Annotated in this window: 19 protein-coding genes and 1 tRNA gene; 6 read left to right on the top strand and 14 right to left on the bottom strand. The window is 66.7% G+C overall.

Going from position 1 to position 21388, the window contains the following annotated elements; all coding sequences use genetic code 11:
- Positions 1–52: 52 nt before the first annotated feature.
- From HZ992_RS16400 to HZ992_RS16445, 10 genes are all read right to left on the bottom strand, one after another.
- Complete coding sequence (locus HZ992_RS16400) at positions 53–238, bottom strand: hypothetical protein (RefSeq protein WP_209382904.1); 186 nt, start codon at positions 236–238, stop codon at positions 53–55.
- 11 nt (positions 239–249) lie between these two features.
- Entirely contained in the window at positions 250–1503 is a 1254-nt protein-coding gene (locus HZ992_RS16405) for a putative Na+/H+ antiporter (RefSeq protein WP_209382905.1), read from the bottom strand.
- Positions 1500–1814: a hypothetical protein gene (locus tag HZ992_RS16410; RefSeq protein ID WP_209382906.1), complete on the bottom strand. Its 315-nt coding sequence runs from the start codon at positions 1812–1814 to the stop codon at positions 1500–1502. Before HZ992_RS16410 ends, HZ992_RS16405 begins: the two co-directional genes overlap by 4 nt.
- 171 nt (positions 1815–1985) lie before the next feature.
- Positions 1986–2588 carry a response regulator transcription factor gene (locus HZ992_RS16415; RefSeq protein ID WP_209382907.1) on the bottom strand — a complete coding sequence of 201 codons (603 nt, stop codon included), beginning with the start codon at positions 2586–2588 and terminating at the stop codon, positions 1986–1988.
- Positions 2578–4194 (bottom strand): sensor histidine kinase, encoded by a 1617-nt coding sequence (locus tag HZ992_RS16420; protein WP_245213069.1) that lies wholly within the window; start codon positions 4192–4194, stop codon positions 2578–2580. Before HZ992_RS16420 ends, HZ992_RS16415 begins: the two co-directional genes overlap by 11 nt.
- An 80-nt stretch (positions 4195–4274) precedes the next feature.
- Positions 4275–5279, bottom strand: a complete 1005-nt coding sequence (locus HZ992_RS16425; protein ID WP_209382909.1) for a sodium:calcium antiporter — start codon at positions 5277–5279, stop codon at positions 4275–4277.
- A gap of 134 nt (positions 5280–5413) precedes the next feature.
- On the bottom strand, positions 5414–7537 hold the full coding sequence (locus HZ992_RS16430) for a sodium:solute symporter family protein (protein WP_209382910.1): 2124 nt from the start codon (positions 7535–7537) through the stop codon (positions 5414–5416).
- Position 7538: 1 nt separating this feature from the next.
- Positions 7539–7796: a DUF4212 domain-containing protein gene (locus tag HZ992_RS16435; RefSeq protein ID WP_209387204.1), complete on the bottom strand. Its 258-nt coding sequence runs from the start codon at positions 7794–7796 to the stop codon at positions 7539–7541.
- A gap of 114 nt (positions 7797–7910) precedes the next feature.
- Positions 7911–8489, bottom strand: coding sequence for a tetratricopeptide repeat protein (locus tag HZ992_RS16440; protein WP_209382911.1), 579 nt, complete (start codon positions 8487–8489; stop codon positions 7911–7913).
- A complete protein-coding gene (locus HZ992_RS16445; RefSeq protein ID WP_209382912.1) occupies positions 8480–8776 on the bottom strand; it encodes a hypothetical protein in 297 nt (98 codons plus the stop codon). Before HZ992_RS16445 ends, HZ992_RS16440 begins: the two co-directional genes overlap by 10 nt.
- A gap of 183 nt (positions 8777–8959) precedes the next feature.
- Between HZ992_RS16445 and prfB the strand changes: the two genes are divergently transcribed.
- The 6 genes from prfB to HZ992_RS16475 all read left to right on the top strand — a co-directional run bounded on the left by prfB (position 8960) and on the right by HZ992_RS16475 (position 15198).
- Positions 8960–10064, top strand: a protein-coding gene (prfB, locus tag HZ992_RS16450; RefSeq protein ID WP_209382913.1) for a peptide chain release factor 2 whose coding sequence is annotated in 2 segments (ribosomal slippage) — positions 8960–9040 and positions 9042–10064 — 1104 coding nt in all. Because the reading frame shifts where the segments join, the coding sequence is not laid out codon by codon here.
- A 4-nt stretch (positions 10065–10068) separates the two neighbouring features.
- Positions 10069–10740, top strand: coding sequence for an HAD family hydrolase (locus HZ992_RS16455; RefSeq protein ID WP_245213070.1), 672 nt, complete (start codon positions 10069–10071; stop codon positions 10738–10740).
- Positions 10733–13405, top strand: a complete 2673-nt coding sequence (pepN, locus tag HZ992_RS16460; protein ID WP_209382914.1) for an aminopeptidase N — start codon at positions 10733–10735, stop codon at positions 13403–13405. The genes HZ992_RS16455 and pepN overlap by 8 nt, the downstream gene beginning before the upstream one ends.
- Before the next feature lie 2 nt (positions 13406–13407).
- Positions 13408–14418, top strand: a complete 1011-nt coding sequence (locus HZ992_RS16465; RefSeq protein WP_209382915.1) for a class 1 fructose-bisphosphatase — start codon at positions 13408–13410, stop codon at positions 14416–14418.
- A 10-nt stretch (positions 14419–14428) separates the two neighbouring features.
- Positions 14429–15097 carry a histidine phosphatase family protein gene (locus HZ992_RS16470; protein ID WP_209382916.1) on the top strand — a complete coding sequence of 223 codons (669 nt, stop codon included), beginning with the start codon at positions 14429–14431 and terminating at the stop codon, positions 15095–15097.
- A gap of 25 nt (positions 15098–15122) precedes the next feature.
- Positions 15123–15198, top strand: a tRNA-Thr gene (locus HZ992_RS16475).
- Positions 15199–15575: 377 nt separating this feature from the next.
- On the opposite strand, the gene HZ992_RS16480 is transcribed toward HZ992_RS16475, so the two are convergent.
- The 4 genes from HZ992_RS16480 to HZ992_RS16495 form a co-directional block, all read right to left on the bottom strand.
- Positions 15576–16025: a ubiquitination-like system serine protease family protein gene (locus HZ992_RS16480; protein WP_209382917.1), complete on the bottom strand. Its 450-nt coding sequence runs from the start codon at positions 16023–16025 to the stop codon at positions 15576–15578.
- Complete coding sequence (locus HZ992_RS16485; protein ID WP_209382918.1) at positions 16022–17203, bottom strand: ThiF family adenylyltransferase; 1182 nt, start codon at positions 17201–17203, stop codon at positions 16022–16024. The genes HZ992_RS16480 and HZ992_RS16485 overlap by 4 nt, the downstream gene beginning before the upstream one ends.
- Positions 17178–17918 (bottom strand): multiubiquitin domain-containing protein, encoded by a 741-nt coding sequence (locus tag HZ992_RS16490; protein ID WP_209382919.1) that lies wholly within the window; start codon positions 17916–17918, stop codon positions 17178–17180. The genes HZ992_RS16485 and HZ992_RS16490 overlap by 26 nt, the downstream gene beginning before the upstream one ends.
- Positions 17919–18003: 85 nt before the next feature.
- Entirely contained in the window at positions 18004–21387 is a 3384-nt protein-coding gene (locus HZ992_RS16495) for a UvrD-helicase domain-containing protein (protein WP_209382920.1), read from the bottom strand.
- Position 21388: the final 1 nt, after the last annotated feature.

The following is a 21388-nucleotide window of genomic DNA, read 5'->3' on the forward strand; positions in this document are numbered from 1 at the left end:
CGTGAATGCCCACGATGGTAAGGCTCGTCCGCCTGACCGGCGACGCGCTGGATCAAGGCCCGGCGTCGCCGCGACGGCTGCCGCACGTCACCGCAGTGCCGGACTTCCGCCGGCACCTCAGGCCAGCCGCCGCAAGCCCGGCCGCAGCCACCGCGAACGGCAACGCGAGCAGGAAGCCGAACTCCGGCGTGACCGTGTGCCACCACGCCACCGAACCAACCCAGAAGTTCTCGATCATGGATGCCTCCGTCAGAGCAGCTGGAACGCCAGGACCGCCGTCAGCGTGGGCGGGAGCGCCGCGACGAGCAGGCCCAGGGGATGAATGGCTTCGTCTTCGAAGTGGCCGCGCAGGATGGCGAAGCCGGCGGGGTTGGGCGCGTTCGCGATGACGGTGAGGCCACCGCCCGTCACGGCACCCGCCACCAGTGCGTACTTGAACTCGTCGCTCAAGCCCTCGACGAGCGAGCCGAGGTAGGTCAGTGCCGCGTTGTCGGTCACCGCGGTGAGCACGGTCGCACCGAAGTAGACCGTGGTGGCGTCCATGCCGCGAAGCAGGGGCTCGAGCCACCACTGCTGCTGCCCGCCCAGCACGACCAGACCGGCCAGGAAGAACGCCACCAGCAGACCTTCGCGCAGGATGAGCCGGTCCTGGAACTTCGGATACGCGGTCGCGAAGCCCATGAAGAACAGGAACAGGCCCATGAACACGGGCGGGTGATGCGCGAAGGCGACGACCCCGGCGAGAAAGAGCAGGTGCAGCGCGCAAACCCATGCAGGCAGGCGAGCCGCACGATCGCCCTGGGCGCGCGGCAGTTCCGCCAGCTCGCGCCGGAACACCAGCGCCGTGACGAGCGCGTTGACGGTGACCGCAATCGCCGCCTTCCAGCCGAAGTGCGCGAGCATGTGCCACACGTCCCAGTTCCACTTCGCTGCCACCATGAGCACCGGTGGCGCTGCGAACGGGGTGAGCGTGCCGCCGATGGAGATGTTCACGAACAACACGCCGAGCGTCGCGTACTTGAGCTTCTGCGAGACGCCGCCGACGCTGAAGATGCGGTCTCTGAGCATCATGGCCGCCAGCGTCATCGCCGCCGGCTCCGTGATGAGCGAGCCCAGCAAGGGAACGAATGCCAGCGCCACGAAGTAGAAGGCCATGCCCCCGCCCAGCGGGACGAAGCGTGCGATCGTGTGGACGCTGTCGCGCGCCATCTGCAGCACCGCGCGGCTGCCGGCGATGACCATGATCGCGAAGACGAACATGGGCTCGGTGAAGTTGCGCGAGTCCAGGTACGCCGTCGCCGTCTCGCGCCCTTGCGTGGCCATCATCGCCACGACCAGCACCATCGCCCAGAAGCCGAACACGACCTCCACTTCGCCCAGCAGGTGCCAGACGCCGGCGTGGTCGGGCCGGCGATGCGCCATGCGCTCGAAGAACTTGGTCGAAAAGGTGTGGACCAGGGCCACCGCAAAGAGGCCCGCGCCCACCATCTGGATGGTGGTCATGGGCGCCCCCGTCGCTGCAGTCGATCACGCAGGCCGCGGCGCAGCCGGCGAACGTGGAAGGGACCTAGGAAGACCGCCAGCAGCGGCATCGCGAGCGCGAAGTTGAGTACGGCCACGCCGAAGCGGCTCGACAGGCTCGGGTCGGCCACGCTGTAGCGCGTGAGCGCGGTCACCGCGACCAGGCCGGCCGCCATGCCGAGCAGTTCGAGCATGTCGAGCTCGGTGTCGCGGGCGGCCTTCAGGGCTTCGTCTTGCTCGACCGCCGGAAACTGGCGCAGTTCAGGCAACAAGACCGGCCACAGCCGGTTCATCGCTCCGCCGCGACAGGGCGTCGCGATGGAATGGTCGTGAGTGCAGATTCAGGTGCGGGCACGCGCGGTCTCCTCCACGCGGGAGACTAGGCGCTGTGGCCCTTGCGGGCTATTCGCGCGCCACCGTACGGCCTGGCCCGTACGGGCACTCCGGGTTGGCGGCCGAAAGCCTCAGGCTCGTCCCTGGTCGACCAGGCGCACCAGGTCGACCAGATTCTTGACTCCGAGCTTCTCCATGACACGTGCCTTGTGGACCTCGACGGTGCGCGGGCTGATCCCCAGTGCTTCGGCGATGCGCCGGTTGTGCAGGCCCTTGACCATCAGCGACATGACTTCGCGTTCGCGCGCAGACAACGGCGTTGCCGGTGAGGTACGCGCCACCGGCTGCTGCGGGCTTGCCGCGGTGCGCAATCCTGACAGGGCCGTCTCGATGGCTGCGAGCAGTTGCTCACCGTCGAACGGCTTCTCGATGAAGTCGACGGCGTCGGCAAGGAAGGCCTGGCGAGCCGCCGCGACGTCGCCGTGCGCGGTGATGACGACCACCGGCAAGGTGGGCCCGGCTTCGCGCAGGCAGCGCTGCAATTCGAGGCCGGACATGCCCGGCATGCGGATGTCGAGCACGACGCAGCCTCGCCACGCCGGCTGAACCGCCGAGAGGAAGTCCTCGGCGCTGGCGAACGTGGCCGTGGTGTAGCCGCGCAGGCTCAGCAGCAGCGAGAGCGCATCGCGCACCGATGCGTCGTCGTCGACGATGAAGACGGTGTCACGATGCATGCTGATGCTCTTCAGGGTCCCTGGGATCGCCGATCGGAAGGGTAAAGCAGAAGTGCCCGCCGGGACCGGGTTCGGCCCACAGCGCACCGCCGTGGGCTTCGACGATGGCTCGGCAGATGCTCAGACCCACGCCCATGCCGCCGGGCTTGTCCGAGGGGCCGGGTTCGAACAGCGACTGCAGCCTGGCGGTCGTCACACCGCCGCCGCTGTCCAGGACTTCCACCAGCAGCATGCCCTTGCGCTCCCGTGCGCGCACTCGAACCTGCCGCGACTCCTGGCCACTCGTGGCCGCGTCGAGGGCATTCGCGACGAGGTTGCGCAGGACGACGGCGATCTGCACGCTGTCCATGCGGACTGCTCGCGTGCCGACGTCGATGTCGCACACCACCTGGACGCCGAGGGCCTCGGCCCTGCGTGCATTTGCCTCGACGACTTCGCTCAGCAGCGGAGTCACCGCGACGGGCCGAAGCTGCGTGCTGCCGGTGCGAAAGAAGTCCCGCAGGCGCTTGACGACGGCGCTGGCGCGCAGCGCATCGTCGGCCATCCGGCCCGACACGTCGGCCAGCCGCGCGAGGCGTTGCTCGTCCGAAATGCCGGTGGCGGCAACGATCAGGCGCGACGCATCGGCATAACTGTTCATCGCCGTCAGCGGCTGGCTCAATTCGTGCGCGAGGGCGGCGGCCATCTGCCCGGCGGCGGCGAGCCGCAGGCTGCCCTTGAGCTCCGCCGCAGCACGCTCCCGTTCGTCGACAGCCACGCCGAGCAGCAAGCCGGTCATCGTCACGGCCGCCATGAGCACCTGAAGCTCGAACACGGTGAGGTCGGGATTCGGGGCGGATTGGACGGCGATGATCAACCCGACCTGCGTGAGCCCGGCCGCCGACACGGCGCCGGGCAGGCCGAGGCGCGCCGACGCCCAGACCACCGGCAGGAAGAGCAGATAGAAGAACTTGAAGTGATCCCGGTCGTCGCGCCCGAAGACGACGGCGAGCAGCGCGGCGATCAGCAAGGCGATCAGCCACCAGTCCCAGCTCTTCATCGTGGCGGACAAGGCGGCCCGGCGCAGCGCGTCCGTGACAACCAGCAGGATCGGCAAGAGCACCACCATGCCGACCGCGTCTCCGACCCAGTAGCGGACGATGGCCTCGAGCAGGTTGCCGCTCGGGCCCAGGCCGGCGACAGCGAAGGTGCAGACATAGACGATGCCGCTCACGAGGGCACCGGCGACCACGATGGCGGTGAACCAGATCAGGTCGCGACGCCTGGCCAGCGCCAGGGAGCGATCGAGTCGGGTCTGCAAGGCCCGTGCGATGGCGGCGTACGACAGGGCGAGCGCCGTGGTCGCGGCGAGCGTGACGAACCAGTCCGACGGAACGCCGCGCACGGCGAGTTCGGCGGTCAGCAGGCTGAGCCAGACCAGCCACAGCCAGCGGGCGTTGCCCAGCAGCAGCGCCACCGCCAGCGCCGGCTGCGGGTTCCACGGCGTGATGTTCAGGCCCTGGAACGGCCGGATGTAGCTGACCCAGTCCAGCAGCAGGAAGACGAACACATAGGCGAAACCGATCAGCCAGGCGGGGGGCCCGACTTTGACTGCGGAGGGATCCATGCCGGGTACTGACATGCGTTTGATTGTCGGCCGTCCCGCCGGCACCGAACCGGCCCATTGCGGCCTCAGGATGGCCGGACCTAGGGACGATGGAGGTACTGGGCCGATACATTCAGCAGGTAGAGCCCGAGCAGCGAGAGTCCTGCCCAGGACAGCGCTGCCGAAAGCCGGGGACGCGGAGGTCGCAGCAGGGCGACGCACACCACGCTGCTCATCACGGCCGCGATCAGGCCGGTCGCGACATGGGCCGAAGACAGGTCGCGAAAGAGGGGACCTTTCAGGTAGGCGACATCATCGATCGCGATGATGAGCAGGTCGAACAGGTTGCTGCCCAGGATGTTGCCGAGGGCGAGGTCGACCGCCCCGATCCGCAACGCGGCGAGTGTCGTCGCCAGTTCCGGCATCGAGGTGGCCAGCGCGACGAAGAGGGTTCCGACGAACGAATCGGACCACCCCATGAGGCGTGCCAACTGCACGCCGACCAACGGGAGCCAGATGCCGGCCACGACGATGAACATGGCCGCCAGCGCGTAGCCGCCGAGCGCCTTTCGCAGCGACATACCGGCGGCCCCAGGCGCCCGCTCGGGCATGCTGCGACGTTCGATCCTGTAGAGGGCCGCCATGGCAAGACCGTAGACGGCCATCAACACCACGCTGAACAAGCTCACGTGGCCAATCGCCCAGCCGGGCGCGAACTGAACGGCGCCGAGCGCAAGCAGCACCAGGCCGAGCATCACGACACCCGCAGCCGCCGTGAACAGATGACTCCTGCTGGCCGCGCTGTACAGGCCACCGGTGCGAAGGACCGGCTCTGCCAGGGCGAGCAGGGCGAGATTGAAGACGGTGCTGCCGAGCGCGTCGCCGACCGCGATGTCCGGGTTGGATGCGACGGTCACCGCGCTGAGCCCCGTCACCAGCTCGGGCAAGGATGTGACGGTCGCCATGAGGATCATGCCGATCCAGCTGCGCGACATGCCGCTGAGCGCGGCCAGCGCGTCACCATAGCGCACGAGGCGAGCACCGGCGATGCCGATCACGCCAGCGCAGGCCGCGAACTCGAGCCAGACTCCGAGGTTGCCGTTCATCGAGAAAAGAGTGCACTTGTCGTCGATGGATTCTGAGTGCCTTCGAGCGGATGGCGACTTGACCTCGCCCACGAAAAAGGGCCCCGTCCTTTCGGACGGGGCCCTCGCTTCAAGCGCGAAGCGTCAGAACTTCATCAGGCCTTGCCCAGGCGCAGGTCGGGGTAGCGCACGTGCTCCACCAGTTCCTGCGTTTCCTTGCTCGGCGCCGGCGTCAGCAGGCTGACGACCAGGATCACCAGCATGCCGATCGGCACGCCGAACAGGCCGGCGGAGATCGGCTGGATGTCCCACCACAGCTGCACCGGCGAGGTGACGCCGAACACGCCGCGCAGCCAGGGCTGGGTCGTGACCATGTAGTAGAACGTGGTGCCCAGGCCGGCGATCATGCCCAGGGAAGCGCCCCACTTGTTGGCGCGCTTCCAGAACACGCCCAGCACGAGGGCCGGGAAGAACGCCGCCGCCGCGAACGAGAACGCCGCCGAGACCAGGAACAGGATGTCCGCCGGTTTCTGCGCCGCCACCGCCGCCGCGCACAGTGCCACGACCAGCAACAGCATCTTGGAGATCATCACCCGGCGAGCCGTGGGCGCGTTCGGGTCGATCATCTTGTAGTACAGGTCGTGCGACAGCGCGTTGGCGATCGTCAGCAGCAGGCCGTCGGCTGTCGACAGGGCCGCCGCGAGGCCGCCCGCCGCCACCATGCCCGACACCACGTACGGCAGGCCACCGATTTCCGGCGTGGCCAGCACGATGATGTCGCCGCCGATCTTCATCTCGCCGAGCTGGAAGATGCCGTCCTTGTTGATGTCGATGACCGACAGCAACGTGGGATCGACCTTCGACCAGCTGGTGATCCAGCGTGGCAACTGGTCGAACGGCGTGCCCACCAGCACGTTGAAGACCTCGTACTTGACGAGCACGGCCAGGGCCGGCGCCGTGAAGTACAGCAGGAAGATGAAGAACAGGCTCCAGAAGACCGACTCGCGGGCCTCCTTCACCGACGGCGTGGTGTAGTAGCGCATCAGGATGTGCGGCAGCGCGGCCGTACCCACCATCAGGCAGAACACCAGGGCCAGGAAGTTGCGCCGCGACACGTCGAAGGCCTTCTGCGCCTTCTCGTCGCCGTTCGGGTCGCCCGCGAACACTTGCGCGTGGATCGGCATGCCGGCCAGCGGCTTGGCGCGCGCTTCGTTGGCCGCCTTGGCGGCCGTCCAGGCCTTCTTGGCTTCGGCGTCGTTGGCCGGCACGGCGGCGAGCGCCTTCTCGGCCGCCTGCACCTCGGCCACCGGGGCATTCGCTTCCTTCAGGCTGGCGAGCTTCTTGGTCGCGGCGTCCTTGTCGGCGGCCAGCGCTGCAGGAATGTCCTTCAGCTTGGCGTCGAACTCGTCGGCCTTGGCCTTGAAGGCGGCGATGACCTCCTTCTCCTTCGGGTCGGCCATCAGCTGCTTCTCGCGGTCGCTGACCTTCTGCAGCTGGTAGCCGTAGATCGCCTGCGGGACCGGGATGCTGGTCTGCTTGACCGACAGCCACACCACCGGCACCAGGTAGGCAATGATCAGGATGATGTACTGCGCCACCTGCGTCCAGGTGACGGCACGCATGCCGCCCAGGAACGAACAGACCAGGATGCCGCCGAGGCCGACGAAGATGCCGATCTCGAAGGCCAGGCCCGACAGCCGCGCGGTGATCACGCCCACGCCGTAGATCTGCGCCACCACGTAGGTGAAGGAGCACAGGATCGCCGCGACGATGCCCAGGAAGCGCGGCAGGTTGCCCTCATAGCGCGCGCCCAGGAAGTCGGGGATCGTGAACTGCCCGAACTTGCGCAGGTACGGTGCGAGGAACAGCGCCACCAGGCAGTAGCCGCCCGTCCATCCGAGGATGAACGCCAGACCGCCGAAGCCGGTGAGGTACAGCGTGCCGGCCATGCCGATGAACGAGGCTGCGCTCATCCAGTCGGCGCCGGTGGCCATGCCGTTGTAGATCGCCGGCACGCGCCGCCCGGCCACGTAGTACTCGGCCGCATCCGTCGTGCGGCTCATGATGCCGATGCCGGCATACAGCGCCACGGTGGCGATCAGGAAGATGAAGCCGATCCAGTTGCGCGGCAGGCCCATCTGCTCGAGCACTGCCAGGATCAGGATGAAGGCCAGGAAGCCGCCGGTGTACCAGGTGTAGACCTTGTTCAGCTGCGCCTTGAAGGCCTTGTTGGCCGCGGCACCACCGCCGGAGCCTTGTTCGAAACTCAAGCCTGCCATGTCATTCCTCCTCGGCAACGCCGTGTTCCTGGTCCAGCCGGTTCATGTGCCGGGCGTAGTACCAGATGATGACGACGTAGACGATCAGCGCCCCCTGGGCCGCGACCCAGAAGCTGAACGGCCAGCCGAAGAAGGTGAAGTTCAGGTCACGGGCGAAGAACCCGATCCCGAACGTCACCAGGAACCAGATGGCCAGCAGAACCGAGGTGATCCTCAGGTTCGCACGCCAGTACTGGTGGTGCCTTTCGGACAATTGCATTTGCATCTCTGTGCCTCCTAGTTGCCAAACCCGGGCGTGAGCCCGGCCCTCGAACCACCGCCTCGCGCGGCGCCTTACTTCCAACCGAAAAACTCGACCCGGCAGCTGCCGCTGTCAGGGCGCCAACCCGGTCTCGCGCTCGAGCTGCGCCGCGACCTTGGGCTCGAAGCCATGCAGGTGTCGGATGATCTTGCGTGTCTCGTCGGGTTCGTGCCGGTCCAGGTGCACCCGGGCCAGCTGGTACCAGCCGTACGGGCTCATCGGCTGCAGCTGGGTGTTGTGCTTCAGGGCCTCGACGGCTTCGTCCAGGCGTTGCAGGCGGATCAGCGTCAGGCCCAGGCCGTACCAGGCCCGGTCGAGCTTCGGATCGAGTTCGACGGCACGCCGGAAGGCCGGGATCGCCTCGTCGTAGCGGCCGGCTTCTTCGAGCAGGTAGGCCAGGTTGAACCAGTCGGCAGCGCTGCGCTGCGGATGGCGCGCCACCAGCGCCTGCGCATCGGCAATCGCCAGCTCGCGCGCACCGCGGGCGGCCAGCACGTGTGCACGGCTGGCCAGCGCATAGGCATCGCCAGGCCACAGCGACAGCATGGTGTCGAAGGTGCGCTCTGCGCTCGCGTTGCGGCCGAACACCAGCAGCGTCATCGCCTGCAGCTTCAGGCGCCAGTAACCCAGGGAATGACCTTTCAGCGACATTGTTCGATCCCCACCTGCAGACACACATTGACTTTCACGATCGTGCTGACCACCCACACCATCGACAGCAGCACGAAGGCGGCCAGCGGGATGTGGCGGTCGATCACGACACGCGGGGTGATCAGGCGCATGCCCTTGACGAAGGGCCCGGTCAGCACCTGCAGCAACTTGTAGAAGAAGTTGGTCTCGCGCTTCTGCCCGGCCATCAGGCCGAGGAGGAATTGCCCGGCCAGCGCGAGCAAGGCGATCTCCGCAACGAGCTTCACCGACGAGACAAGCAGCAGCATTCCGGACCCTGTAAGGAAGATGTCGGACTGTCGTCTCGGATCGCTTACAGGTTTCTGACAATGAGGGAGGGCCTTCGCGCTTCCCCCCTTCGGGCAAACCCTCGCCGATGACCTGCAAGGGCTGTCAGGCCGCCTCGAATGGGCCCCATGCGAAAATCCGCGTCTTTCCCAGCAGGCGGCATCATGGACATCGAACGCATCAACCAGATCGGCAACACCCTGGCCGACCTGACCTCGCGCACCGAAGCGCTGCGGAGGTATCTTTGACTACGATCGCAAAGCGCTTCGGCTGAACGAAGTCAACGCCGCGCTCGAGAACCCGAACGTCTGGAACGAGCCCAAGCGGGCGCAGGAACTCGGCCGCGAGAAGAAGTCGCTGGAGACCGTGGTCGGCACCATCGACCACCTGGCGAGCAACCTCGCCGACAACACCGAGCTGTACGAGATGTCGAAGGCGGACGCCGACTTCGACGGCCTGGCCGCGATCGAGGCCGAGGCGGGCAAGCTGGCCGAGACCGTCGGGCAGCTCGAGTTCCGCCGCATGTTCAACAACCCGGCGGACCCGTCCAACTGCTTCATCGACATCCAGGCCGGAGCCGGCGGCACCGAAGCCTGCGACTGGGCTTCGATGCTGCTGCGCCAGTACCTCAAGTACTGCGAGCGCAAGGGCTTCAAGACCGAGGTGATGGAAGAGACCGAAGGCGACGTGGCGGGCATCCGCAGCGCCACCATCAAGGTCGAGGGCGAGTACGCCTTCGGCCTGCTGCGCACCGAGACCGGCGTGCACCGGCTGGTGCGCAAGAGCCCGTTCGACTCCTCGGGCGGCCGCCACACCAGCTTCGCCAGCCTGTTCGTCTACCCCGAGGTGGACGACTCGATCGAGATCGAGATCAACCCGGCCGACGTGCGCACCGACACCTTCCGCGCCAGCGGTGCGGGCGGCCAGCACATCAACAAGACCGACTCGGCGGTGCGCCTGACGCACATCCCCACCGGCATCGTGGTGCAGTGCCAGAACGACCGCAGCCAGCACCGCAACCGCGACGAGGCCTGGCAGATGCTGCGCTCGCGCCTGTACGAGCACGAGATGCGCAAGCAGAGGGAGGCGCAGCAGAAGCTCGAGGACACCAAGACCGACGTCGGCTGGGGCCACCAGATCCGCAGCTACGTGCTCGACCAGAGCCGCATCAAGGACCTGCGCACCAACGTCGAGATCAGCAACACGCAGAAGGTGCTCGACGGTGACCTCGACGCCCTCATCGAAGCGAGCCTGAAGCAAGGTGTCTGAGGCCGTGTCCAAGGTGCAGGCCTTCCTCTTCGACCTCGATGGCACGCTGATCGACAGCATGCCGCACCACCACGATGCGTGGGTGGCGTGGCATGCGCGGCGCGGTCTGGCCATCGATGCCAACGCCTTCTTCACGGCCACCGCCGGGCGCTCGAACGACGAGATCCTGGCCGACATGTTCCCCGCGGCCTCGGCCGAAGAGCGGCTGGCGATGGCGCACGAGAAGGAAACGCTGTACCGCGAGATCGCCGCGCCGAAGCTGGCGCTGGTGGCCGGCGCGAAGGAGTTCATCGAGCGCTCGCTGGCCGCCGGCATCCGCCTGGCGGTGTGCACCGCGTCGACGACGGAGAACATGAAGCTCGCCTTCGCGCGCTTCCCGATCGACCGCTGGGTCGAGACGGTGGTCAGCCCCGCCGACGGCCTGCGCGGTAAGCCGCACCCGGACATCTTTCTGGAAGCCGCGCGACGGCTCGGCCTGGCGCCTGCGCGCTGCGTCGTCTTCGAGGATGCGCCGCTGGGCATCGAAGGCGCGCGCCGCGCCGGCATGGGCGCCGTGGCCTTGACGACCACGCTGCCGCTGGCGGCCTTCTCGAGCTACCCGAACCTGCTGGCGAGCGCGGCGGACTTCCGCACGCTCGCTCCCTCTGCCCTGACGAAAGAAGCCCCCCATGCGTGAAGGCATTGCCCAAGCAGTACGACGCGCCGACTACGCCGCGCCGGCCTACTGGATCCGCAGCGTCGAGCTCACCTTCGACCTCGACCCGGTGCGCACCATCGTCGCCAGCCGCATGGCCATCGTGCGCAACGCCGCCGGCGCCGGCGGCCCGCTTCGCCTGCACGGCGAGGATCTCGAGCCGCTGCGCGTGCTCGCCAACGGGCAGAGCGTGTCGTTCCGCAGCGAGGCCGGCGAGCTGGTCATCGACAACCCGCCCGAGGGTGACTTCACGCTGGAGATCCGCAACACCTGCTCTCCGGAGAAGAACACCCAGCTGTCGGGCCTGTACACCTCGGGCGGCGGCTTCTTCACGCAGTGCGAGGCGGAGGGCTTCCGCCGCATCACCTACTTCCTGGACCGGCCGGACGTGATGGCGGTCTACACGGTCACGTTGCGCGCCAGCAAGTCGCGCTACCCGGTGCTGCTGTCCAACGGCAACCTGGTCGAGCAGGGCGATCTCGACAACGGCCGCCACTTCGCGAAGTGGCACGATCCCTTCCCGAAACCGAGCTACCTGTTCGCCTTGGTCGCCGCCAACCTGGTGGCGCGCGAGCAGCACATCCGCACGCGCTCGGGCAAGAACCACTTGCTGCAGGTGTGGGTGCGCCGCGGCGACCTCGACAAGACCGAGCATGCGATGAACTCGCTGATCGCCTCGGTGGTGTGGGACGAGGCGCGCTTCAAGCTGCCGCTGGACCTGGACCGCTTCATGATCGTCGCCGTCGGCGACTTCAACATGGGCGCGATGGAGAACAAAGGGCTGAACATCTTCAACACGAAGTACGTTCTCGCGCACCCGGCCACCGCCACCGACGACGACTACGCCGGCATCGAGAGCGTGGTCGGCCACGAGTACTTCCACAACTGGACGGGCAACCGCATCACCTGCCGCGACTGGTTCCAGCTCAGCCTGAAGGAAGGGCTGACGGTGTTCCGCGACCAGGAGTTCAGCCAGGACATGTCGGGCTCGGCGACGGCGCGCGCCGTCAAGCGCATCGCCGACGTGCACTCGCTGCGCGAGATGCAGTTCCCCGAGGACGCCGGCACCATGGCGCACCCGGTGCGCCCCGACGCGTATGTCGAGATCAACAACTTCTACACCGCCACCGTCTACGAGAAGGGCGCCGAAGTCGTGCGCATGATGCAGACGCTGGTGGGCCGCGACGGCTTCGCCAAGGGCATGTCGCTGTACTTCGAACGCCACGACGGCCAGGCCGTCACCTGCGACGATTTCGCGCAGGCCATCGCCGACGCCAACCCCGGCAGCGAGCTCGCGCGCACGCTGCCGCAGTTCAAGCGCTGGTATGCGCAGGCCGGCACGCCACGGGTCACCGCACGCGGCCGCTATGACGCTCCGACGCGCACCTACACGCTGGCGCTCGACCAGCACTGCCAGCCCACGCACGGCCAGGCCGAGAAGCAGCCTTACGTGATCCCGGTGGCGATGGGCCTGCTCTCGCGCGACGGCCAGCCGATGGCACTGCGCCTGGAAGACGAGCCGCCGACCACCGCCACCGAACGCGTGCTGGTGCTCGAGGAGGCGCGCAGCTTCTACACCTTCGTCGATGTCGACAGCGAGCCGGTGCCCTCGCTGCTGCGCCACTTCTCGGCGCCGGTGACCCTGGTCGACGGCCTGCACGACGCCGACCTGCTGGTGCTGCTGGCGCACGACCCCGACGCCTTCAACCGCTGGGAGGCCGGCCAGCGCCTGGCGCTGAACCGCCTGCTCGCTGCGGTGCGCAGCGACGCGCCGCTGCAGCTCGACGCCGCCTTCACCGGCGCGATGCGCGAGGTGCTGCGCCACCCGACGCTCGACGCCGCCTTCAAGACGCTGGTGCTCACGCCACCGAGCGAGACCTACATCGCCGAGCAGTTGGAGTCGGTCGACCCGCAGCGCGTCCATGCGGCCCGCGAGGCGATGGTGCTGCAGCTGGCACAGGCGCTCCACGCCGACTGGGAATGGGCCTGGGATGCGCATCAGGTGGGCGGCCCCTACTCACCTGCCCCGGAGCCGGCGGGCCGCCGCGCGCTGGCCAACCTGGCGCTGGCGATGCTGTGCCTGGACGCCACCGCGCGCGGCGACGTGCTCTGGCAAGGCCGCGCCTACCAGCGCTTCAAGGACGCCGCCAACATGACCGACCGCGAGGGTGCGCTGTGGGCGCTGCTGGCCTCGCATTCGGAGATGGCCGACCTGGCGCTGCCGCGCTTCCACGACCTGTTCCGCGGCGATGCGCTGGTCATCGACAAGTGGTTCGCGCTGCAGGCCAGCGCACCGGAGCGCGACGGCCGCGTCTTCGCGCGCGCCAAGGCGCTGCTCAAGCACCCCGACTTCACGCTGCACAACCCGAACCGCGCGCGCAGCCTGGTGCGCTCGCTGTGCGGCGACAACCCGGCGGCCTTCCACCGCGCCGACGCGGCGGGCTACGTGTTCTGGAGCGAGCGTGTGATCGAGCTCGATGCCTTCAATCCGCAGCTGGCCTCGCGCATCGCCCGCGTGATGGACCGCTGGGCCCAGCTGGCCGAACCCTACCGCAGCGCCGCGCGCGAGGCCATCGCCCGCGTGGCCGCGCGCACCGACCTGTCCAACGACGTGCGTGAGGTCGTCACGCGAGCCCTGGAGACCTGAACGTGGCCCGAAGAATCAGCCTGACGCAGTACCTCGTCGAACAGCAGCGCGAGCACGGGCACATCCCGGCCGAGCTGCGCCTGCTCATCGAGGTGGTGGCGCGCGCCTGCAAGACCATCGCGATCTCGGTGAACAAGGGCGCGCTCGGCGAGGTGCTGGGCAGCGCGCACACCGAGAACGTGCAGGGCGAGGTGCAGAAGAAGCTCGACATCATCTCCAACGAGGTGCTGATCGAGGCCAACGAATGGGGCGGCCACCTCGCCGCCATGGCCAGCGAGGAGATGGACTCCATCCACGTCGTGCCGAACCGCTACCCGCAGGGCGAGTACCTGCTGCTGTTCGACCCGCTCGACGGCTCGAGCAACATCGACGTCAACGTCAGCATCGGCACCATCTTCTCGGTGCTGCGCAAGGTCGGCCACCACCGCGGCGTCAGCGAGCAGGACTTCCTGCAGGCCGGCCGCGCCCAGGCTGCTGCAGGCTATTGCGTCTACGGCCCGCAGACCATGCTGGTGCTGACCGTCGGCGAAGGCGTGGCGATGTTCACGCTCGACCGCGAGATGGGCTCCTGGGTGCTGACCGCCGACCAGGTGCAGCTCCCGGCCGACACGAAGGAGTTCGCGGTCAACATGAGCAACATGCGCCACTGGGCGCCGCCGATGAAGCGCTACATCGACGAGTGCCTGGCCGGCAAGGAAGGCCCGCGCGGCAAGGACTTCAACATGCGCTGGGTGGCCAGCATGGTGGCCGACGTGCACCGCATCCTGACGCGCGGCGGCGTGTTCATCTACCCCTGGGACAAGCGCGAGCCCGACAAGCCCGGCAAGCTGCGCCTGCTCTACGAGGCCAACCCGATGAGCTTCCTGATCGAGCAGGCCGGTGGTTCGGCCACCAACGGCTCGCAGCGCATTCTCGACATCGTGCCGACCAAGCTGCACGAACGGGTCAGCGTGATGCTCGGCTCGAAGAACGAGGTCGAGCGTGTGACCGAGTACCACCGCGAATCGGCCTGAGCCCGGCGCGATGGGCCAGCTCTACCTGGTGCGGCATGGGCAAGCCTCGTTCGGCAGCGACGACTACGACCGCTTGAGCGAACTCGGCCGCCGCCAGTGCGTGCGACTGGGCGAGCACTTCCGCCAGTCCGGCGTGGTGTTCGAGGCGGCACTGACCGGCACGCTGAGGCGCCAGGTCGACTCGCTGGCCGGCATCGCCCAGGGCATGCAGATGGCGCCCCAGGCGCACGCCTGGCCGGGGCTGAACGAGTACGACGGCGACGCCCTGGTGGCGGCGATCCACCCCGGCCCGATCGCGCCGCCGCGCAGCGACGAGGCGGTACGCCAGCACTTCCGGCTGCTGCGCGAGGGCCTGCAGGCCTGGATGGACGGCCGCAGCGAGCCGCTGGGCATGCCCAGCTACGTGGACTTCGTGGCCGGCGTGTGCGAGGCGCTCGACCATGTGCGCAGGGCGCATGAAGGCGCGGTGCTGATCGTCTCCAGCGGCGGCCCGATCGCCACCGCGGTGGCCGCGGTGCTGGGCGCGCCCAAGGCCACCGCGATCGAGCTGAACCTGCGCATCCGCAACAGCGCCGTGACGGAGTTCGTGTTCACGCCCAAGCGGCATTCGCTGCTGAGCTTCAACGCCCTGCCGCATCTCACGGACCCGGCACTGGCCGACTGGATCACCTACAGCTGAGCCGGGCTATAATCTGCGGCTTCACGCCGGTGTAGCTCAGTTGGTAGAGCAGCGCATTCGTAATGCGAAGGTCGGGAGTTCGACTCTTCTCACCGGCACCAACACCTGTAGGGCCCGCCAGCGAGCGGGCCCTAACTTTTTGGGCCGCATGGGCTGCACTTGCGGCCCATGCGGCCCACGCGGCCCATTGACCTTCGCACGAAGTGGCCTGGGCCGCAGCGGCGGGTCGAGCCGCAGGCGCCGATGCGCTGCGTCAAGCCGGCCGTTGGACGGCCGAGTCTTTGGCGTTGCGACGGGTCAAGGCCTTCACTTTGGACTGCTGGGATAGGTCCACCCACGTGCATGTGGTGCACTCTTGGGCTGCTTCGCAGCGGTTGCTGCCATTCCGCCCGTTTAGGCGAATTGACGCTTAGGACCATGAAGCTGACGATGGGCGCAACTAGAGGGCTCAGCGGATCGCTATTGACGAGATTCTCGACTACTTCGAAAGCCATCCCCAGAGCCGAGACCATGGCTCTCTGCCTCGCTCGGTACCGTTCGCATGCGTAGCCGAAGGCGAGTCCATTGATGCAGGCGGCGAAGCCTTGTTGAAGTACGACTGCTTCGCGCGCTTGTCGCGGCTTCGTTCGGCTTCGACCTGAGCATTGGTCCACGAACCGCACTCGATGACGCGCCCCCTCTTGATCACATAGTGCGACCGGCAGTCCTGGTTCCAGTTGCCCACCGACGGATTGAGCGTCACGGACTCACCGTCGAATGTCATCGCCCAATCTGTGGGCGTAAACGGAGTCACCACGCGCTCACCACACCCGCAGCAGCATGCGTGCACTGCGGTCGCGTAGTCCATCGAGATGTACAACACGCCCGGCTCTAGCTCACGCGGCACGTTGCGGACAAAGCGATGCTCCAGGTGCTGGTGACGCATCATGTCTGGTCTCCATTGAGCAGCATGCCGCCATCGGTGGTGTATGTGCTGTGGTGTTCGTTTTCCAGATCGCGGTAGAAGCCTCGGAGCTTTTTCCACTTCACCACCGCCAGGCACGCGTTCAGGGCATTCAGGTCGGCAACCTGGATGTTGGACGCGTAAAGGTCCTGACCGCCACCTCCCGCGAAGGAGATGCGGCTCTGGTGAACGTGTTCGCGCTTCTCAGGCGTGCTGGTGGTGACGCGCAGGATGCCCCCCAGGCTGCCGTTGGTAAGTTCCAGCCCCATGCCGACGTCGATGAAGGGCACGCCCAGCGCCTCAAGCTTGGCCACGACGGCGCGCTTCTCCTCGCCGGCGTCCATGCTCAGGAAGGCGAAGGTGATGCCGTCCAGCAACCCGAGCGACTCAGCCTTCATCTCCACGGGGTGCGCCTCGATAAATCGGTGCATGCGCCCGTAGATGCCCTTCAGGTAGTGCACCTTCATCGGGGCATCCCGCAGCTCCTCCAGGGTCGGCGCGCCGGGTGCACGGAAGGCGTTGTGCGACAGGAAGACGTCGGGGTCGAACAGGCGAATCTGCTTCACCGGCGTCTTCGCCACGAAGTCGAGGATGTAGCCGCCGGTGCCGCCGAGGCCGATGATGGCCACGACCTCCTGCTCCAGCTTGGCTGCCAGCGCGCCAATCCCGACTCGGCTGGAGGCCGTGTCGAGGTAGTTGAAAACGCTGGCCTCGTCGTCCTCGTCGCCGCCTCGAAACACGCGCGGGCTGAGGCCCGGCTGTAGCACTGCGGCCGGACCCGCCAAGATGGTCGCGTAGGTCGACATCTTGGCGTAATAGTCCGGGTAGCCCAGATCGCTCGGCTTGCTGGAGAAGGTGAACCGTGCCTTGAGCCCGTGGCCAAGGTCAGTGTTCGGCTGTTGGTGCGAAATGCCTGGCAAGGGCGTTCCATCGGCGTTGCAAGGGAAATCGCCGTCCCAGTTGATGACGTGCGTTTCGGGTTTGCGGGTACGGTCGCCGGCCAGGTCAAGGGCCGACGACAGCGTACCGAAGCGCACCTGGCGCTGCGCATCGACGTAGGGCACCTCCAGCATCACCAGGAGGCTGCCCTGGATGCGCATGAAGTAACCCTCCGAGCGAAGGCGGGCCAAGTCTGGATTAGGACTGAACAGTGCGCGTGACATTGAAGATGGTGCCTTGCTTCTTGACTTCGACGGAGCCGCCCTCGCCGAGCTCGCCGGCGTGGGGGAGCGAGGCAGCATTGCGGTAGGTCATCGAGAACTTCACGTTGGTCTCGCCGGCCGCGTTCGGGTAGTACAGCTTGACCACCTGCTCGAAGGTGACGTGCTTGTCCGGCACGGTCTTCTCTTCAGAGTTGACCAAGATGACGTAGCCCGTGTCCGGCTTGGGCGCGGTGATGAAGCGCTCGATGCCGGGCGCGTCAAGGTTGAAGAGCTCGTCCGGGTCGATCAGGCGGTCTTGACCGCCGCGAACCTCCAAGAACACGGCCTCATCCGGCGACGCATCGGCGAGGTCGTACAGGACGCTGCCCAGGATGTCGGCGCGGCCCCACGCCTGTTGGCGGTCGTTCAGCGAGAACTTGAAGTCGCGGTCAGACTTGAACGCGATGAAGCGTTCGGCTCCCTTGTCGCGGAGGTCGAAGGTCTCGTCGAGGCGGACGTCCTCGAAGTCTCCCGTGTCCAGGTAGGCGAACAGGATGTAGTCAGCGCGGTGGTCCAGGCCCGCGCCGGCCAGGATTTGCCGGCCGGTGGGAACCGGGTCGGGCACATCAATGTTGCGGAAAGTCAGCCCCTCCAGGGCAAACCGGATGCGGTAGGCCGAAGCCTCCCTCAAGGCACGACCCTCGCGGATCGCTTCACCAACGTCGTCGTAGTTCATATGTTCCTTTTGAAGTCTGTAGGCAGCTCCATTGCTGCCCTACATCCACTCAATCGGACCGACCTGACGCCGCCGGTAAACTTTTTTAGAAGGTCTTCACCAAGGTCCCCTGCGGCACGGCGCCGCACACGAAGAACGCCGGGCAGTTGGGGCACGTCATGTCAGACGCCTCTGCCCGGAAGTTCCCACCACGGATTTCGCTCAGGATGCCGCCCATCTTGACCTGGCGGTTGCTCAGCTCCTTTGGCGACAGCGTGAGTTGCTTTGTTTCGGCGTCGGCCAGGTACACCAGTTCCACGACCGCATCCGGAAAGGCGGCGCGGGCAGCCAGTACGAAGGCCGCAGCACCGACATCCTTGCCTTCACCGCTCGTCGCGTGGCCGGTCTTGACACGGCGCAGCGTTCGAACACCGTTGCGCACCAGGACCTCGTCAGGCCTGACCTCGACCTCGTGGTAGTCGAAGGTGATGAGCAGCGCGGTGGGCGCTTGTACCGACGCGCCGGCCCGCGATTCCAGGAAGTAGCCCAGCATCGAGGTAGCCATTGCGCGGTAGTCCTCGACGTAGCCGTGGTTGTGAAGACCATGAGTGACGAACGCCTGCGCAAGAAGCGCCTCGCACTGGTCAGCCGAGGCCGTGCCCTGGGTGATGACCGCCCGATAGACATCCCGGATCGCCTCGTGCATCAACATGAAGGCACTGACACGCCGGCGGCCGCCGACCTGCAGCAGATGCGTGTAGAGAAACCGCCGCCCACACCCCTCATAGAGGGCAATTGCCTCGGCGCTGAAGCGCGGCGTCCCGATGAAGGCTACCGGAATGTGCGCAACATCTGGGGCTGGGGGCAGGACCGTCGACGGCGTGACCGGCCTCCGCTTGACGCCGCCGATTCGGTCGAGGAACTTCGATAGCGGCCTAGCCGTACCGTTTGACTTTGCCGTAGCGCCATAGAACACCAGACGGTCTCTTGCCCGCGACATTGCCACGTAGAAAAGGCATGCCTGCTCCTCGTTGTGTGCGGCCCGTGCGATTTCCTCCGGGCTGCCCTCACCGCCTGTGATCATGCCGTTCGGTGGCGGGCATTTCGAGGCGCGGATAGCGCCGGGGATGGAGTCTTGGTTCACGCCCACCATGTGCACCACGGGGAACTCCAAGCCTTTGGAACCGTGGATCGTCATCAGGCGAACGGCGTCGATGCCCTGGGCGGCAGCGGGTAGTTGCCGAAGGTCTCTGTCGTCGCGCAAGCGCAGTAGCCGCCGCACGCGGTCGGCCAGCCGCTGGATGGGGAGACCTTGCCCGTTCGGCTGAACCCGCACGAAGTTCATGAACTGCCAGATGGCGATGCCCTGGGCTTGGTCGGGAACGCTGGATGACGAAGCGATGCGCGCTGCCAGCCTGGTTCGGTCAAGCAGGAAGGTCGCAAGCACCGCCCAAGGCTTAGAGGTAGCGTCGAACCCGTCCAGCGCGGCGCTGAGGGCGGCCAGGGCGGCTTGCCCTTCAGATGTGACCTCAGGAGCGCCCTGCCGCCAAGCGCTAGGCTGAACCTCCGCGCCGCGCAAGTGCTCAAACACTCGGACAGCGTCCTCCAGTGTCAACGCGAATTCAGGCCAGCAAGCGGTGCGAATCAGGCCCATTGCGCGCCTGTCCACGAGGAGCATGAGCACCGCGATCAGGTCCTTAATCTCGGTGCGCTCAAAAAGGCTGCCGAGGAACAGGACGGGCACACCGGCACGCTCAAGCTCCTGGCCGGTGTCGGACAACCTGTCGTTGCCCCTGCAAAGCACTGCCTGGTCGCGATACCGGAAGCCTGCGGCGCGGAACTGCTCGATGCCGTCGACGAGCGCGGACGTCACGAGCGAGCCGTCAGCAACCGTGATGACCTCCGGCTCCACACCGCTGGCGCCACGGTCGGCGTCGAGCTCGGTAGTCCCATCTGCAGCACCCATGTTGGCCGCAAAGGTAGAGAAGGTGCCGACGATTTCCGACGTAGAACGGTAGTTGATGTCCAGGCTGTCTCGAACCCCTCCAGGGAAGTCCTCGCCGCCGAACCGCCCCATGTTGAACGACGAGGCTCCCCGGAAGCGATAGATGGACTGCTTGGCATCCCCGACCACCCAAAGGTTCTCCCCGGTGGGCTTAAGGGCCGCGAGGAGCCGGACGCTGCTTCGATTTACGTCCTGATACTCGTCGACCAGGACGTGGTCGTAGTCACTCTGTAGTTGGGTCCTGACCACTTCGTCGCCCTCGAGGAGGATGACCGGCCGCATGACCAGGTCGCCGAAGTCAACGCACCCGGAAGTGGCCTTGAGTTCCTCGTAGCGCGCGTAGACGCGGGCAACCTCTTCAGCTTTCTCAGCGGCGTCCACAGCAGCCGGGTCGGTCGCCGTAGCATGCATCGCTTGAGCCAGGGCGAGATACGCCTGAGGGCCGACAACTTCGTCCTTGGCGCGCGACACCGCGGTCAGGATGTCGGCCACCGTCTGCGACGGGTCATACAGGTTTCGGTAGTGCTTCAGGCCAAGCCGCGGGAACTCGCTTTCGAGCAATTCGACGGCCTCAGTACGGTCCATCAGGCGCGGGTCTGCTGGCAGTCCGCACCTGTCGTTGAACCGCCTGAGGATGTCCAGGCCGAAGCTGTGAAATGTGCCGATGCACAGCGCGGCCGCTTGCTGCGGGCGCTTCTGAGCGAGTCGCTCGGCCATCTCGCCTGCGGCCTTGTTCGAGAAAGTCAGGAGGAGGATGCGCCTGGGATCGACGCCCTCTTCGAGCAGGCTCTCGACCCGGGCAACCAGCGTGCGTGTCTTGCCCGTGCCTGGACCTGCTTGGAGCAGGAACGCGGCGCCGCGATGTAAGGCAGCGGTTTCCTGCTTCTTGTTCAGCGGGATCTCGACCGGGGCCGCCGCGGCGATAGGCGGGAAGGCAGGGAGCAATAGACCGTCCAGCATCTGCTGCGCGACGACCTCGAACGGAGCGGCAAGGCGCGCGGCAATTTCGGAGCACGTCTGGTGTTGAGCTACATGCTGATCGACAACCACATGCCTTGGGAGCAGGAGCTCCCGCGCGAAGAGGTCCATCTGGACCTCCCGTCTCTGCCGCCGGCTGTAGTCGACAACGCGGTCCATCCCAACGGGCGCCGCCTCCGAGGTGCGGGCTGGGTCAATGTTGGCTGGAGGCTCAGCCTCTTCCTCGCCATCACCCAGTTGTGCGTGCCCGATTTCGTGCGCCACCAGGAACGCTTGGTCGAAAGCAGAACCCTTAGTCTCATGAAGGATGAGGGGAATGTCCGGATCAAAGTTGGCTCTCCCCCCATCGAGCAGCGCACTGTCTGGAGCGCAGCGCTCGACCTTGATACCGAGGTCTTTGGCTATGCCAACTGCGAAGTCATACGGGACCCACGGATTGCGCCCGCGCTGTACAGCCTCATCGTGTAGTCGCCGAGCGTGTTGCCGACCCAGCTCTATAAGGTCCATG

The organism is Rhizobacter sp. AJA081-3 (assembly GCF_017795745.1).
Taxonomy (GTDB): Bacteria; Pseudomonadota; Gammaproteobacteria; order Burkholderiales; family Burkholderiaceae_C; genus Piscinibacter.